Origin of the sequence: Halorubrum cibi (assembly GCF_900182635.1) — an archaeon.
In the GTDB taxonomy this organism is placed as follows: Archaea; Halobacteriota; Halobacteria; order Halobacteriales; family Haloferacaceae; genus Halorubrum; species Halorubrum cibi.
Window position 1 is genome coordinate 104,705 of sequence record NZ_FXTD01000009.1, and the last position, 15,762, is coordinate 120,466.

Annotated in this window: 15 protein-coding genes; 8 read left to right on the top strand and 7 right to left on the bottom strand. The window is 67.9% G+C overall.

Annotated elements, in window-relative coordinates:
• Positions 1-56: 56 nt before the first annotated feature.
• A complete protein-coding gene (locus tag FN829_RS12455) occupies positions 57-827 on the bottom strand; it encodes an SDR family NAD(P)-dependent oxidoreductase (protein ID WP_142987291.1) in 771 nt (256 codons plus the stop codon).
• Positions 828-930: 103 nt separating this feature from the next.
• A complete protein-coding gene (locus tag FN829_RS12460) occupies positions 931-2,019 on the bottom strand; it encodes an NAD(P)/FAD-dependent oxidoreductase (RefSeq protein WP_142987292.1) in 1,089 nt (362 codons plus the stop codon).
• 135 nt (positions 2,020-2,154) lie between these two features.
• Here FN829_RS12460 and FN829_RS12465 point away from each other — a divergent pair, with 135 nt between their 5' ends.
• Positions 2,155-2,472 carry a hypothetical protein gene (locus tag FN829_RS12465; RefSeq protein WP_142987293.1) on the top strand — a complete coding sequence of 106 codons (318 nt, stop codon included), beginning with the start codon at positions 2,155-2,157 and terminating at the stop codon, positions 2,470-2,472.
• A gap of 27 nt (positions 2,473-2,499) precedes the next feature.
• On the opposite strand, the gene FN829_RS12470 is transcribed toward FN829_RS12465, so the two are convergent.
• Positions 2,500-3,198: a metallophosphoesterase family protein gene (locus FN829_RS12470; protein ID WP_142987294.1), complete on the bottom strand. Its 699-nt coding sequence runs from the start codon at positions 3,196-3,198 to the stop codon at positions 2,500-2,502.
• 119 nt (positions 3,199-3,317) lie between these two features.
• On the opposite strand from FN829_RS12470, the gene FN829_RS12475 reads away from it, so the two are divergent.
• Both FN829_RS12475 and FN829_RS12480 read left to right on the top strand, forming a co-directional pair.
• Positions 3,318-4,019 carry a hypothetical protein gene (locus FN829_RS12475; protein ID WP_142987295.1) on the top strand — a complete coding sequence of 234 codons (702 nt, stop codon included), beginning with the start codon at positions 3,318-3,320 and terminating at the stop codon, positions 4,017-4,019.
• Positions 4,020-4,703: a metal-dependent hydrolase gene (locus FN829_RS12480; protein WP_142987296.1), complete on the top strand. Its 684-nt coding sequence runs from the start codon at positions 4,020-4,022 to the stop codon at positions 4,701-4,703. It abuts the gene before it with no gap.
• Between the two features lie 538 nt (positions 4,704-5,241).
• Here FN829_RS12480 and FN829_RS12485 read toward each other — a convergent pair.
• Together FN829_RS12485 and coxB are read right to left on the bottom strand one after the other, a co-directional pair.
• Positions 5,242-7,740 carry a cbb3-type cytochrome c oxidase subunit I gene (locus FN829_RS12485; protein ID WP_142987297.1) on the bottom strand — a complete coding sequence of 833 codons (2,499 nt, stop codon included), beginning with the start codon at positions 7,738-7,740 and terminating at the stop codon, positions 5,242-5,244.
• Entirely contained in the window at positions 7,737-8,534 is a 798-nt protein-coding gene (gene coxB, locus FN829_RS12490; protein WP_142987298.1) for a cytochrome c oxidase subunit II, read from the bottom strand. The genes FN829_RS12485 and coxB overlap by 4 nt, the downstream gene beginning before the upstream one ends.
• Before the next feature lie 137 nt (positions 8,535-8,671).
• On the opposite strand from coxB, the gene FN829_RS12495 reads away from it, so the two are divergent.
• Complete coding sequence (locus tag FN829_RS12495) at positions 8,672-9,124, top strand: hypothetical protein (RefSeq protein ID WP_142987299.1); 453 nt, start codon at positions 8,672-8,674, stop codon at positions 9,122-9,124.
• Between the two features lie 135 nt (positions 9,125-9,259).
• Here the strand turns inward: FN829_RS12495 and FN829_RS12500 are convergent, their stop codons facing one another.
• Positions 9,260-9,460, bottom strand: coding sequence for a VNG_1110C family protein (locus tag FN829_RS12500; RefSeq protein ID WP_142987300.1), 201 nt, complete (start codon positions 9,458-9,460; stop codon positions 9,260-9,262).
• 159 nt (positions 9,461-9,619) lie between these two features.
• On the opposite strand from FN829_RS12500, the gene FN829_RS12505 reads away from it, so the two are divergent.
• Positions 9,620-10,729, top strand: coding sequence for an OBG GTPase family GTP-binding protein (locus FN829_RS12505; RefSeq protein ID WP_142987301.1), 1,110 nt, complete (start codon positions 9,620-9,622; stop codon positions 10,727-10,729).
• Positions 10,730-11,203: 474 nt separating this feature from the next.
• Positions 11,204-12,391, top strand: coding sequence for a redox-regulated ATPase YchF (locus tag FN829_RS12510; RefSeq protein WP_142987302.1), 1,188 nt, complete (start codon positions 11,204-11,206; stop codon positions 12,389-12,391).
• Between the two features lie 34 nt (positions 12,392-12,425).
• Here FN829_RS12510 and thsA read toward each other — a convergent pair whose 3' ends face one another.
• Positions 12,426-13,985: a thermosome subunit alpha gene (gene thsA / locus FN829_RS12515; protein WP_142987303.1), complete on the bottom strand. Its 1,560-nt coding sequence runs from the start codon at positions 13,983-13,985 to the stop codon at positions 12,426-12,428.
• Between the two features lie 147 nt (positions 13,986-14,132).
• On the opposite strand from thsA, the gene FN829_RS12520 reads away from it, so the two are divergent.
• Positions 14,133-14,963: an amidohydrolase family protein gene (locus FN829_RS12520; protein ID WP_142987304.1), complete on the top strand. Its 831-nt coding sequence runs from the start codon at positions 14,133-14,135 to the stop codon at positions 14,961-14,963.
• 68 nt (positions 14,964-15,031) lie between these two features.
• Positions 15,032-15,514 carry a DUF371 domain-containing protein gene (locus tag FN829_RS12525; RefSeq protein ID WP_142987305.1) on the top strand — a complete coding sequence of 161 codons (483 nt, stop codon included), beginning with the start codon at positions 15,032-15,034 and terminating at the stop codon, positions 15,512-15,514.
• Positions 15,515-15,762 lie beyond the last annotated feature (248 nt).

Sequence of the window (15,762 nt, forward strand, 5' to 3'; positions counted from 1 at the left end):
TCGTAGGAGATTCCCGTCTCAGAATCTCAACGATTTGATTCCCGAAAAACCACCACCTACAGACTCGCTCCCCCGTCGACCCACACGGTCTCGCCGGTCACGTAGCTCGCGCCCTCAGAAGCGAGGAAGAGGTACGCGTCACGCAGGTCCGCGGGAGTGCCGGCTCGGGACGGGAGTCCGTCCGAGTCTTCGATCTCGCTCGCCTCCTCCGACCAGCCCTCGCGGATCTCGGTCGCGATCGGTCCCGGAGCGACCGCATTCACCCGGATCCCGTGTCGATCGAGTTCGAGGGCCGCGCTCCGGGTGAGCATCCGGATGCCGCCCTTCGTCGCCGCGTAGTGGGAGTGGTTCCACTCGGCGCGCTCGGCCGTCGTCGATGACGTGTTCACGATCGTCCCCTCGACGCCGCGGTCGATCATGTCCCGCGCGGCCAGCTGCGTGCCGAAGAACGTACCCCTGAGGTTGACGCCGTGGACGGCGTCGAAGTCCTCGGGGGTGACGTCGAGGAACTCGAGGCTGCGGTGAACGCCCGCGTTGTTCACCATCACGTCGACTCCGCCGAACTCGCCGGCCGCCTCGATCACCGACGCGATCTGACTCGGCTTGGAGACGTCCGTCCCGACGAAGGCGGCGGTCCCGCCGCGCTCCTCGATGGTCTCGTGCGTGGGGACGTCGGCGTCGGTGTCCTTCGGTGCTTCCCGAACGTCGGCGTTGATCACGGTCGCTCCCGCGTCGCCGAATCCGGTCGCGACCGCGCGGCCGATCCCGCTCGATCCCCCCGTGACCACGACCGTCTCGCCGGAGAAGTCCGCGTCGATGGTTCCCATACGAACGGTCGAGCGCGGCGGATCAAAAAGGTCGGCATCGTCGTCCGTCGATCGGCTCGTCGACTCGGTTGGGAAGCCGTGAGGACCGGGCGAGCGAGCCGTCTCAGTCGTCGTCCGCGGCCGCCTCCGGCTCCGTCGACGGAGACTCTCGCGGCCCGCCGGCGTGTCCCTCGTGGGCGACCGCGGTCGCCAGGAGTTCGGGGGAGATCGCGGGCACCTCGTCGTCGCTCACGGAGCCGTCGCGCGCGATGGCCTCCTTCGCGCGCGGGAACTCGCGGATCTCCTTGTGGATCGCGAGGCCGGCCTTCGCGCCCTGCCCCATCGCCACCGGGATCTGGTTGTGGCCGGGGGTGACGTCGCCGACCGCGAAGACGCCGTCGACGCTCGTTCGCCCGTGGTCGTCGACGTCGATCGTGCCGTCGTCGGTCAGATCGCAGCCGAGCGACTCCGCGAGGGCGGTGTTGTAGTCGGAGCCGTACATCGGGAAGCCGCCGCGGTACTCCCGGCGGGTGCCGTCCGCGAACTCCAGCGCCTCGAGCCACCCCGAGTCCGGGTCGTTCTCGACGCCCGTGACCTCCTCGCGGACCACCTCGATCGGGTGCGCCTCGAGCTGGGCCGCGGTCTCGTCGCTCCACGTCGGCTCCGCCCCGCGGGTCAACAGGTCCACGTCGTCGGTGACGTTGAGCATGATCATCGCGACGTGGGCCGCGGCCTCGCCGTGGCCCATGACGTACACCGGCTCGTCGACGAACATGTACGCGTCACAGTGGAGACAGTAGTGGAGGCCCTTGCCCGTTCGGGGCAGCGGCGGGTCCGGTCGCTTATCGGAGAACCCGGTCGCGAGGACCACCCGCTTCGCCGAGAACTCGTCGTCGCCGGCGACGAGCCGGAACCGATCGTCTCCGTCCTCCCCGTCGTCGGTCCGCTCGATCGACTCGACGAAGCCGCGCTCGAAGTCGCCGCCGTAGGAGGCCACCTGCTCGCGGGCGGTCGCGAGGAACTCGTTGCCTGAGGTCTCCTCGGTGACACCGATCACGTTGTGTGTGTCGGCCATCATCGCCGCGCGGCCGCCTCCTCGGTCTATCAGCACCGTCTCGTGGCCGAGTCGCGCGCCGTACAGCGCCGTCGTCAGTCCGGCCGGACCGCCGCCCACGACCGCGACGTCGTACCTCTGCTCGTCGGAAGCACTCATTGGCGGTTGTACGGGTCGGATCGGGTTAAATGTCCATGAGGTGTGCGCGGCGATCGGCCAGCCGCGGGCAACGGGAACCGACAGGGATCACGGGCAGTCAGGGAGTTTATGCGCGCCGGGCGCGTGCTCCCGGTCGTGCCGGGACGTCTCGCCGCCGCGGTCGCCCTCCTGCTCGTCGGCACCGTCGCCGACGTGTGGTCGACGTACCTCGCGATCTCGACCGGCGAGTTCGTAGAGGGCTCGCCCGTCGGCCGGACGTTCATCACGTGGCTCGGCCCGCTCCGCGGGATGCTCCTCACGAAGGCGATCGGAATGGTCGTCATCGGGATCCCCGTCGCGGTCGCGGGCGGGAGCCGCCGGCTCGTCGCGGCGGTGATGTGCGCCGGCGTGGGCGCGATCTCGCTTCTCGCGGCCGTCCGAAACCTGCTCCTCGTCGCGGGCTATCTCGGGTGACCCGACCGTTCGACTCCGTGGTCCGTCTCATTCCCCGCGATACAGCCGTTCCGCGGTCCGCTCTGGCAGGCCCGCCCGTTCGACCGCCTCGGCGACGCGGTCGACGTCGTATCCGACCCGCCTGAGGTCGACCTCGCCGGCGTCGGTATCGAGCACCGCGTAGGCGGCGTCGGGGTCGCCGTCGCGGGGCTGACCCACGCTGCCGGGGTTGACGACGAGCCGACCGCTGACCGACCGAGCCCCCTGGACGTGGGTGTGGCCGAGGACGAGGCCCTCGAGGTCCGTCGCGTCCTCCTCGCCAGCGAGCTCCTCGAGGTGCCGGTCGAGCGCCGGGAACTCCTCGGGGTAGACGTACGCGTCCTCGCGGTCGGGGGCGGGGTGCGAGTGGACGAGATGGTGGCGGCCGTCCGCGAACCGCGTCGCTCGCGGCAGCTCGCGGAGCCACGCCAGTTGCTCCGACGAGAGTTCGCGTTTCGCGTGTTCCAAGCCCGCCTCGGCCATCCGGTTGGCGCGATATCGTTCGGGCGTCTCGACGATGCGATCGTGGTTCCCGCGGACCGTCGCCGCCGCGACCTCGCGAACGCGGGCGAGACACTCGGCGGGCCACGGGTTGTAGCCGACCACGTCGCCGGCACAGACGATCACGTCCACCGCGGGCATGTCCTCGAGGACCGCCTCCAGTGCCGGCAGGTTCGCGTGGACGTCCGAGAGGAGTCCGACCTTCATCACGTGCGGGTTCGAGAGCGAGGGCGGAATACCTTTTGTCGGCGTGTGTCGGGACCCGAACCCGACGCGTGCCCTCTCCCGCCCGAGGGCTTATCATCGCAGGACCGAAGGGACCGGTAATGGCACCGACCCTTCTCAACGCCGCGCTCGGTGCGCTCCTCGCGGCGGCGCTTCTCGGGCCGGCGTTCGACGGCCGAACGGTCTCCGTCGTCGTCGCGGCCGCCGTCCTGCCGAACCTCGACGCGGTCGCGAGCCTCGCGGTCGCGGGCGCGACGAATACGCTCCTCCATAACGTCTGGATCCCGCTCGCGCTCGCGGGGCTGCTCTACTGGGACACGGCGCTCCGCGAGCGATCCACCCTCCGCGAGCGCCACGGCTGGCGGGGCGTACGGACCGCGTGGGTCGTGCTCGCGGGATTCGCGGCCGCCGGGGTCGCTCCGGATCTGTTCGGTACGCCGGGAGCGAACCTCCTGTACCCGATCGAGGACGCGTACTACGTCGTGGACGGCCTCCTGCTGTTCTCGACGCAGGACGGGATCGTCCAGACGTTCGTCTCGGCGACCGCCGACGGCCCCGGCCTCCTCCCGTTCGAGAGCACGGGGACGACAGAGACGCGCGCGATCCCGACGTGGGTGAACCCCGACGGCCGGCCCGGCCTCGCGCTCGGGGCCGAACGCGAGTTCGTCGTCGTCGAGGCCGGCTGGCAGGCTGTCGTCCTCGCGAGCGCGGTCGCGTCGCTCGCGGTCCGGTTCCGGCCGCGGACGCGAGCGAGCGCCGAGACGGGAGACCACGCGGGCGACGCGGGGGAGGCGAGCCGGTAGATGGTCTCCTCGATCGTTCACGCCGGGTTCGCGTTGGTGCTCGCGGCGGGGTTGCTGAGAGGGTCGTACGACCGCCGGGCGCTCGCCGTCGTCCTCGCGATCGTTCTCCTCCCCGAGGCCGACTCCCTTCTGGGGCCGGTCATGTCCGGCGCGCATCGGACCGTCGGGCACAACTTCGTGTTCCCGGCGGCGGCCGCGCTCCTGATCTACTACGACACGCGGATCCGCGAGGAGTCCGCCATCCGCGAGCGTTTCGCCGACCGCGGCGTCCGGATCGCCTGGGTCGCGCTGTTCGTCCACGTCTTCGCGCACGTCTCGCTCGACTGGGCGCACCTCGATGGCGTCAACGTCCTGTGGCCGCTCCACGACTCCTTCTTCCGACTGGAGGGCGAGTTGGTCTGGTCGTCGGCCGACGGCCTCGTTCAGACGTTCGTCGACGTCGAACTCGATCCGGAGACCGGCGACCGGCGGGTCGACGCCGGCAGCACGGGGACCACGCAGTCGGTCCACGTGAACAACCCGGTCGAACCGGACGATCCGGAAGCCCTCGCCGAGGCGGAGACGATAGACCGACGATTCCCGGTCGCGGGACGCGGGTGGCGGCTCTACCTCCTCGGACTCGGTCTCTTCACCGTGATCGCCCGAAAACTCCAGGGCGACCCGCCGGTCGGTTCGACGGAGTGAGTCCGTGGCTCTCGGTCGTACCGTTGAACCCTCGGCGGATGAGAGGCTTTGATCGGCTCGCGGTCAGTACAGACGAAGGAACGAGCGATCGCCGGAGGGGTGGCGCGCCTCCGAGTGCCCCGGAGGGGCACGAGGAGCCCGCGAGGGACGCTGCGAACGGAGTGAGCAGCGAGGCTGGGGAGGCGTGAGGCGCGGTTGCGGGGCGGTCGGGTGGGACTCAAAGGGGCAGTCGCGAGGCGGGCGCAGGCGACGTAAGCACCGCAACGAGAGAGTGAGCGAAGCGAACGATCGAGTGAGGAGCGCAGCGAGCGTGCGCCCGCCTCGCGACTGGGGCTTTGGAGACGTTCACCGCGCCAGCAACGATCCTCTTCTATTCTCCTCGACCACTCACGAAACACCCGCCATATAAGCCATCAAGATCTAACGGCCGGTTCAGACGAATTCGTCCTCAAAAAACGCGATAACGACGGATCTCCGCCGCCAGCCCTCCGAAAGAAGATCCGCCGCAGTTCCGACGCCGAAAGAAGACCCGCCTCCCTCAGAAGAGGTAGAACAGCGGGAAGAGGAACACCCAGACGATGTCGACGAAGTGCCAGTAGAGCCCGAAGTACTCGACCGGCCGCTCGTCCTCCAAGTACGCCCCGTGGTACGCCCGGTAGAACAGGAACCCGGCGATCAACAGCCCACCGACCACGTGAACGCCGTGAAGTCCCGTCGTGACGTAGTAGATCGACGCCTGGACCGGGTCGCCGTGAGAGTTCGACGCGATCGTGACGCCGACGTCGTAGATCTCGTGGTGCCACTCCCACATCTTGATCGCGAGGAACGTCAGACCGAGGACGATCGTCGTTCCCAGCGACGCGAGCAGCCCCTTCCGGCTGTTGCGGTGAGCGGCCACTAACGCGAGGATCACGGTGAACGAGGAGGTCAACAACACGAACGTGTTGATGAGCCCGGGCAGCGACTCGGTCAGCGGCGACCACTCGCGCCAGCCGGCGTTATACCGGATGAACACCGCCGCCGAGATGAACGCCCCGAAGACGATCACGTCCGACGCGAGGAAGAACCACATCCCCAGTTTCACCTTCTCGACGCCGTTGAACGGCCAGCGCTCCGCGAACTCGGCGGGGGGCGCATAGAAGTCCTCGAAGCCCCACTTCACACCGGTGTACACGAGTCCGAGCAGCCCGACGACCGTCAGTATCGGATACACCGGGTTGCTGATCGTCACCGGCGTGGTCGCCAGCGAGTCGGCGGCGCCGATAGAGATGGAGTCGTTGAACCCGGAGAGTCCGAGGAACATGACGAGCGTCGCCATCGAGAGCGCAAACGGCCAAATGCTCGCGTGGCTCGGGTGTTTATCCCAGTGTGCGTACTCGCGGATGTGGTCCGCGTGGCTGTCCCCGCCGTCGGTGGCGGCGTTGCCGTTCTCGTCGGCCTTGACCGCCGGACCGCCGTCCGGGACGTAGTCCTTCACGAACTCCAACTTACCGGAGGCGTACGACGGCCGGTTCGGCCAGTTCTCTATCGGCGGCGGCGAGGGGACCGCCCACTCGGCCGTCCGCGAGTAGTCCCACGGATTCTCGCCCGCGTCGGGACCCGAGACGAACGACTTCAGGAAGTTGTAGAACATGATGAAGAAGGAGAATCCGAGCAGGAACGCGCCGATCGTCCCGATCTGGTGGAAGATCTGGAACTCGGGGTTGTACTCGAACACCCGGCGGGGCGTCTCCCAGCCGATGAACATCGAGGCGTAGACCATGTTGAAGCCGATGAAGAAGGCGACGAAGTGGACCTTGCCGAGGAACTCGTCGTACATCTTCCCCGTCATCTTCGGGAACCAGTAGTAGGCCCCGCCGAACAGCGCGGTCGCGCCGCCGAACATCACGTAGTGGAAGTGCGCGACCACCCAGTAGGTGCCGCGGAACTCGTAGTCGAGGACGATGGCGCCGAGGAAGACGCCGGTGATGCCCCCAAGGATGAACAACAGCAGCGCGCCGAACGCGAACAGGAAGGGCGTCGTGAACTGGATGCGGCCCTTCATCAGCGTGTAGATGAGCGAGAAGACGACCAGGTCGAACGGAAGCGAGATACCGATCGTGGTCGCCATCATCAGCGTCTTGATCTCGAGGTTGATCGTCGTCAGGAACATGTGATGCATCCACACGAGGAACGACTGAACGGAGATCAGACAGATGGCGATGATGACCCACTTCCGGCCGACGAGCCGGCGGCCGGAGAACGTCTGGAACAGCTCGAGCATGACGCCGAGCGCCGGGAAGAAGACGATGTACACCTCGGGGTGCCCGAAGAACCAGAAGAGGTGGCCCCACAGCAGGGAGCCGCCCTCGGTCGCCGAGAAGTAGACGCTCCCGAGAACGCGGTCGGACGCGAGGATGAGCCCGAGGGCGAGTAGCGCGGCGAAGGCGAAGAGCATCATCCAGACCGTCGCGAGCATCGACCACGTGAACATCGGCATGTCCATGATCCCCATCCCCTCCGCACGCGAGTGGTGTATGGAGGTGAGGAAGTTCACCGTCGAGGCGGTGATGCCGATGACGAACATCGCGAGCGCCAGGACCGCGCCGGTCGATCCGATACTCGGCGTGTACATCGGGACGTTGAGCGGCGCGTACATCGTCCAGCCGGCGCTGAGGGTACCGCCCTGGAAGAAGCTGATCCCGAGGAGGACCCCGGAGAGCAGGTACATCCAGTAGGAGAGCGCGTTCAACCGCGGGAACGCGAGGTCGTCAGCCCCGATCTGGAGCGGGACGAAGTAGTTCGCGAACCCGAATCCGAACGGCGAGAGGAACCAGAACACCATTATGAGGCCGTGAGCGGTGACCGCCTCGTTGTACGCCAGCCCGGAGAGGACCTGGTTCGCCGGGTCCCACAGTTGGACGCGGATCAGCAGCGCCAGAACCCCGCCGAAAAGCAGGAAGAACAGCGCCGTGATCATGTAGAGGATCCCGATGTCCTTGTGGTTGGTCGTGACGAGCCAGCGACGGACGGAGGTCGTCGGCGGGAGCTCGCTCATGCGGAGACACCTCCGACGGCCGGCGCCGTAACGCTCGCGGTGCCGAGGTCACCCTCGACGCTCGAGCTGTTGGCTCCCTCGGAGTCACCCTCGGTGCCCGCGTACCACTCCTCCCATTCGTCCTGGGGAATGACCGTGATCTGCCCTTTCATCGCCGAGTGGCCGGAACCGCACAGCTCGAAGCACTCGACGAGGTAGGTCGCCTCTCCGCCCTGTTCTCGGACTTCCTCGGAACTCACGGTGAACCAGGTCTCGCTGGTCTCACCGGGGATGGCGTCGGATTTTATCCGTAAGTCCGAGGATCCGAAGTTGTGCCACACGTCCCTCGAGGTTATTTTCAAGTCGATCCGCTGGTCCGCGGGGACGATCAGTTCGTTCATCTCCGTGTGGCCGTTGGGGTAGAAGTACTCCCAGCCGAACTGGTACCCCTCGACGGTGATCTCGATGTCTCCCTCGTCGCCCGTGTCGGGGCCGTCCTCGACGTACAGCAGCAACCCATACGCGTACACGACGAGACTGATGACGACGATCGCGCTCAGTCCGAACGACAGGAAGAGTTTCTTCGCCTTCGGGCCGCCCTGTCCGGTGGGCAGCTCGCCGACGACCGGCGCGTCGAAGTCCTCCGGCGCCTCGCTGCCGTCGTCACGATACTTGTAGACGTTCCACAACGTGTACGAGACCACGATGATACCGATGACCGTCCCCAGCGTGAGGAAGACGAAGAAGATCTCGTCGAACACCTCCGCTTGTGCCCGCCAGTCGGTCCCTTGTTGTAGGGTTATTGGGTCTATCATGTTCGTCTCTCAGCTCTTATCGTTCCCTTGGCGATGGCGCACTTAGCTCTTGTGTACGCCGGCGTCCGCAGGGTGCGTGGGGGCGCATACGAAGGCTATTTGTACACGCGTCCGGACCGGGTAGTAACGAGGAATTCATGGCTTCGCTTACCCTCTTGAGTACGGCGTTGATGGGGCTGCTCGTCCTGGCCACGGTCGTCGCCGCCGCTCGGATCGGCGGGCAGCGCGCGCCCGGAGCGGACGAGACGGAAGACACCTATACCGCACTCACACGGCAGCTATCCGGGATCGCGCGGACTCCGGCCGTGTGGTCCGTCGCGTTCGTCGTCATCGCGTTGGGCGTCGGCGCACTCGTCGTTCTCTCGGTCGGGAACTTCGCGTTCGTCGAGGGCTTCACCGGCTCGCTCCTCAGCGCGTTGTACGCCGTCGTCGGACTGCTCGTCACCGGGTTCGTCTTCCTCGGCGCGTACTTCGGCGTGCGCGGACGGGGGCTCGGAAACGCACACGGCGTCGCCGCCGGATCGTTCGCGGCCGGACTGGTCTTTCTCGTGTTGATCGCGGTCCAGCTGCTCGTCGGCGTCATCGGCTAGCGGCGGAGGAGGGGTTGGAGGCCGGGGACGGTCACGTTCGCCAGGGTTGACCGCGTTCTCCGGCGTGTCTCCACTCGACACGTCCCTCTACTCGGCGTGTCCCCCTACCCGACGTGTTCTCCGGGAGTACGGGCCCTACGCGAGCGAGACGCCGTTACGGCAGAGATACGCGCTCGCGTCCTTGATCTCGACCGGGCTTCCGATGATCCGGCATCGACTATCAGCCTCGATGATCGTCAGAGTGAACCGCTCTTCGAGCCCGTCGCGGAGCCCGTCGAGCGCGCAGGCGGGGACCAGGATCTGCGTGCTGTCACGGAACGTCGAGGCGTCTGGCATTCGACGTGTGCCGCGAGGGGCGACCTCCGGATAACCGTGTCGAAATGTCTCTCCGGTAACGTGTCCGGTCGCGGCCGCCGGGGCAGCCGACGGCGGCCCACGGTCTCCCCGGCTGTCGAAGGAACACTTTTAACGAGTCGAGCGGCCGAGGTAGTATCGATGGGACTGGAAGCAGAGATAGAGGAACTCCGCGAGGAGATCGCCGAGACGCCCTACAACAAGTCCACGGAGGCACACATCGGGCGGCTGAAGGCGAAGCTCGCGGAGAAAAAGGAGAAACTGGAGAACCAGTCCTCCGCCGGCGGCGGCCACGGCTACGCCGTCGAGAAGCACGGCGACGCCACCGTCGCGCTCGTCGGGTTCCCGAGCGTGGGCAAATCCACGCTGATAAACGCCCTCACCAACGCCGACAGCGAGGTCGGCTCCTACGAGTTCACGACCCTCGACGTCAACCCCGGCATGCTGAAGTACCGCGGCGCGAACGTCCAGATACTCGACGTACCGGGGCTGATCGAGGGGGCCGCCGGCGGTCGCGGGGGCGGCAAGGAGGTGCTGTCGGTCGTCCGGACCGCGGATCTGGTCGTGTTCATGCTCTCCGTGTTCGAGATCGAACAGTACGACCGGCTGAGCGAGGAGCTGTACGCCACCAACATCCGGATCGACGCGGAGCCGCCGAACATCAACATTCGGAAGACGCACAAGGACGGCATCGGGGTGACGATGAGTGACGACGTGAGCCTCGCCGAGGACACCGTCAAGCAGGTGCTCCGCGAGTACGGCTACGTCAACGCCAAGGTGACGATCCCCCACGACCTCACGATCGACGAGCTCGTCGATGCCGTGATGGACAACCGCGTCTACCTCCCCTCGATGGTCGCGGTCAACAAGGCGGACCTCATCGACAAGAGCTACCTTCCGACCGTCAAAGAGGAGCTTCGCGACCGCGGGCTCGACCCCGACGACGTGGTCTTCATCTCCGCGGAGGAGGAGCGCGGACTGGATGGGCTCAAAGAGCGGCTCTGGAAGGAGTTGGGACTCATTCGGATCTACATGGACAAGCCGGGGCGCGGCGTCGACTACGAGGAGCCGCTGATCCTTTTTTCGGGAGCTACCGTCGGCGACGCCTGCGAGAAGATCGGCGGCGAGTTCGACGAGCGCTTCAAGTTCGCGCGCGTGAGCGGCGAGAGCGCCAAACACGACGACCAGCAGGTCGGGAAGGGCCACGAGCTCGCCGACGAGGACGTGCTCCGGATCGTCGCCCGTAAGTAGCGAATAGACCGGATTCGTGTGTCGTTGCTGACGCGGTTTTAGCTTTCGGAGCCCCAGCCGCTGGACCGTCCAAATCGAGACACAGAGTCTCGGTGAACACCAGCAAAGCCCCAGTCGTGAGGACTCGGGGGCCTCGCTGCGCGCTTCAGTCGCTCACTTCGTTCGCTCCTTCCAGTGCTTACTTCGGCCGCCATCGCCCTCACGACTGCCCCTTTGAATCCCACCCCGCCCCGCGGCCCCGCACCTCATGCCTCCCCAGCCTCGTCGCCGGACTACGTCCGGCTGCCAGAGGCGCGTAGCGCCTCGCTGCGACTCCCTTCGGTCGTCGCGTCCCTCGCGGGCCGGTCGCGGGCCGAAGGCCCGCTCCCGGGCGCGCCACCGCGACAGAGAACCGAATCAGGTGTCGATGAGGACAGATGGGATCTCGAAGCGACCGACCGAAAGGCGCTTTTCACGCGGCCGCGACCCACGAGCATGATCACGGTCGCTCTGGCGGGGAAGCCGAACGCGGGCAAGTCAACCTTCTTCACGGCCGCGACGATGGCCGACGTCGACGTCGCCAACTACCCGTTCACGACGATCGACGCCAATCGCGGGGTCACCGCGGTCCGCACGGAGTGCCCCTGTCTCGACCGCGAGGAGCGCTGCGGAAACGAGCGCTGTCACGACGGCACGCGGTACGTCCCGGTCGAACTCCTCGACGTGGCCGGGCTCGTCCCCGGCGCACACGAGGGGAAGGGACTCGGCAACAGGTTCCTCGACGAGCTGACGAACGCGGACGTGGTGTTGAACGTCGTCGACGCCTCGGGCGCGACGAACGCCGAGGGAGAACCCGTCGAGCCCGGCAGCCACGACCCGGTCGCCGAGGTGGACTTCATCGAGACGGAGATGGACCTCTGGCTCGCCGGCGTGATCGACGACAACTGGGAGGGGATAGAGCGGGGCTCGCGCGCGCCCGACTTCGACCTCGAGGCATCGCTCACCGAGATGCTGACCGGGGTGGGCGCGACCGAGGCCGACGTGGCGGCGGTCCTCCGGACGCTCGAGTACCCCGCCGATCCGAAACGCTGGGACGACGCGGACCGCGAGGCGCTGGCCCGCGAGATCCGCCGCCGGACGAAGCCCATGGTCGTCGTCGCGAACAAGGCTGACGTCGCGCCGCCGGAGACCCTCGACCGCCTCCGCGAGGCGACCGACAAGCCCGTCGTCCCCGCGACCGCCGACGGTGAACTCGCGCTCCGCCGGGCCGCCGAGGCGGGCGTCGTCGCCTACGACCCCGGCGACCCCGACTTCGCGGTGACCGGCGACGTCTCCGACGAGCAGCGCGCCGCCCTCGAGTCGATCCGCGAGGTGATGGAGACACTCGGCGGAACCGGCGTCCAGTCCGCGCTGAACGCGGCCGTCTACGACCTGCTTGACCGGATCACGGTCTACCCGGTCCAGGACGCGAGCAAGTGGACCGACGGGACGGGAAACGTCCTCCCCGACGCCTTCCTCCTGCCCGACGGGGCCACGCCCCCCGATCTCGCGTACGCGGTCCACACCGACATCGGCGAGGGGTACCTCCACGCGGTCGACGCGCGGTCGAACCGCCGGATCGGCGAGGACCACGTCCTCTCGGAGGGGGACGTGGTGAAGATCGTCTCGACCGCGGGGCCGTAGGGCTGAAAGGAACGCGACCGCTCGGTCTACCGGCCTACTCCGCGGAGATCACGTCGTCGATCCGGAGGAGCATCGTCGCCGCCTCGGTCGCCGAGTCGACGGCCTCGCGTTTCACCGCGGCGGGGTCGACGATCCCCGCCTCGAGGGGGTCGCCGACGCGGGCGGTCCGGCCGTCGGCGACGACGCCCGCCCGACCCTCGCGGTCGTGGGTCGCCCGCAGGTCGACGAGGGTGTCGATCGGGTCCGCCCCGGCGTTCTCCGCCAGCGTGCGGGGGAGGGCGTCGACGGCGTCCGCGAACGCCTCGATCGCGAGCTGTTTGCGCCCCTCCACCGAGGCCGACGCTCTGCGGAGGTGCGCCGCGATGGCGACCTCGGTCGCGCCCGCGCCGGGGACGATCCCGCTCTCGCGGGCGGCGACGACGGCGTCGACCGCGTCGTTCACGGCGCGCTCGAGCTCGTCCACGACGTGCTCGGTCGAGCCGCGGACGAGCAGGGTCACCGCCCGGCTCGCGTCGCCGCCGCGGACGAAGACGAGGTCGTCGTCGCCCTCGCTCTCGACCGCGATAGACTCCGCGTGGCCGAGGTCGTCGGTCTCGACGTCGTCGAGGGTCCCGAGCCGCTTCGCGCCCGTCACGCGGGCGACGTCGGTGGCGTCGGAGGACTTCACGCTCTCGAACGCCAGGATCCCGGCGTCGGCGAGGTATCCGGCCACGCGGTCGTCGATCTTCTTCCGGCAGACGAGGACGTCGACGCCGGCCTCGGAGAGGGCGTCCGCGTAGCCGCGTAGCTCGTCGTCCTCCGCTTTCAGCGCCGCGTTGAGTCCGTCGACGGAGGAGATCGTGTACTCCGCGTCGACGTCGCCCTGTCGAACCTCGAGTTTCGTCTCGAGGAGCGCCACCGAGGCGTCCTCGACCGTCCGGGGCATCCCGTCGTGGACGGGCTCCTCCTCGATGACGATCCCGTCGACGAGCTCCGTCGCCGACGACGCCGCGCCGGTCCGGGGGTGGACGTGGACCGAGTCGCGGTCGATCCCGTCGTCGGCGACCCGATCGACCGCCTCGACGACGAGTTCGGCGAGATCGTGGGCGGCGGTGTCGCCGGTTCCCTTGCCGGTCATCGACGACTCCGCCACGGACGCGAGCAGGTCGTCCGCGTCGTCGACGTCGACCAGTTGCTCGTCGATCGCCTCGGCCGCCAGCCGGGCCGCCTCGGCGTACCCCTCGACGATCACGGTCGGATGGAGGTCGTCCTCGAGCAAGTCCTCGGCCCGCGAGAGCAGTTCGCCGAGGAGCACGGCCGCGGTGGTGGTCCCGTCGCCCACCGACTCCTCCTGGGACTCCGCGACCTCGACGATCATCTGGGCCGCGGGGTGGTCGATGTCCATCTGGTCGAGGATCGTCGCGCCGTCGTTCGTGACGACGACGGTGCCCGTCGAGTCGACGAGCATCTTGTCCATCCCGCGGGGTCCGAGCGTCGTGCGGACGGCCTCGGCGATCGCCTTCCCCGCGGCCACGTTGGACTCCTGGGCGGCGCGGCCGCGCGTTCGTTCGCTGTCCTCCGAGAGCACGTACAGGGGTTGAGTACGGGATGCCATACGTCGCGGATACTCGGTCAGCGGTTCTATATATACTCGTCGTTCCTGATCGACGGAGATCGCCCGAAGGGAACGGGTCGGGTGGAAAGGCGACCGCGCCGACGTCGACCGACAGGCACATGCGATGCGCGTGGGATACTCACGCGAATGCTGGGGTTGGAACACGACTTCCGGATCGTCGACACCCACGCCTCTCTCGACCCGGACGAGGCCTCCGTCGCCGCGCACGGTCGGGACATCACGCCGGAGCGTCTCGAGCGCGAGATGCACCAGGCGGGGATCGTCCGCGCGGTCGCGAGTCCCGGTCGCCGCGCCTCCGGACGGAGCTACCTCCGCGCCAACAACGCGGTCGCCCGGCTCTCCGTCGACCGTCCCTTCGTCGCGTTCGCCCGACTCAACGGTCCCCGCGACGCCGGGAGCGGCCCCGTCTCCGCCGTCCGCAACCTCAGAGCCGAGCGCGACGACCACCACGCCCGCCCGGACGACGTCGAGCAGTACTCCTACGACGACCGGTTTCACGGGTTCACGCTCGTGCCGCCGTACGACGGACTGCCGAACGCGGACGTCCTCGAGCGGTTGGAGGCGGCCGACCTCCCCGTCATCGTCCACGGCGGGGAGCGCTTCCCGCCGGACGCGGTCGAACGCGAGCTGCTCGGCTACGACTTCCCGGTCGTGCTCGCCAGCTTCGGCGGCTACCCACTCGACACCGATCTGATGAACCGGACGCTCGACCTCTTGGAGGAACACGACCGGCTCTACGTCGACACGAGCGCCGTCCGCTACCGCGAGATCCTCGAACGCGGCGTGTTGGAACACCCCGACCGCGTCGTGTTCGGCTCCGGTGCGCCCCACGTCCACCCGAACGTCGGGGTGATGGAGGTGTTGACTCTCGACGTCTCCGAGGACCTGATGCGGCGCGTCTTCGCGAAGAACCCGGTCAGGCTCGTCCCCGCGCTCGCCGAGGGCGCGGACGTCTGAAGGGAGGGGCCGCAAGCGTCGAGGCCCGAAGCGACGATCACTTGTCGCGTCGTCGCCGACGGGCGGGCATGAACGAGGACCCCGTCGACGACCACCCCGCCGGCGACCCGCGCGTCGAACACGTCGAGGTCGTCCGCGCGCGCGGCCACGAGAACGTCACCGCCGAGCACGCGAGCACCTTCGAGTTCACGACCGACGACTGGCTCACGCCCGCGGGCGACTGTATCCTCGGCGTCGCGGCCGACCGAACCCCGCGGGACTTCTCCGCGGCGTTCCGGGAGGCGTGTCAGGATCCGGACGCGACGATCGCGGCGACGATCACGGTCGAGGCCGAGGATGGCGAGACGCACACGGAGACGATCGTCGGCCGGGGCGACCCCGGTCTCGCGCTCGTCGACGATCGGTCGATGGTCGGCCGGACGAGCGAGTACTCCGACGACGAGCGGACGATCTTGGTCGACGCCGACGCGGCCGCCGCCGACCTCGACCGCGACCTCGTGGCCGCGCTCGCCGACGGCGCGGACGTGGAGTTGCGGCTCGAGGTTCGGTGAGCGTCTGGTGCTCGCAACCTACTCACACGAATCAAGCCAAGTACCACGGACCCCTCGGAACGGCGGTCATGAACGGCGACACGGACTGGGAACGAGATATATCAGCGGAGTGAGAACTCAATAAGGGAGAATAAGAATGAACATCAATCGATTCTGGACGACGGCCGGCGAGTTCGATCTGTCCAAGGTGCTGATCTGGGGTGGCCTGCTGGTGACACTGATCCCCGGCTTCTATCTGATCTTTGCGT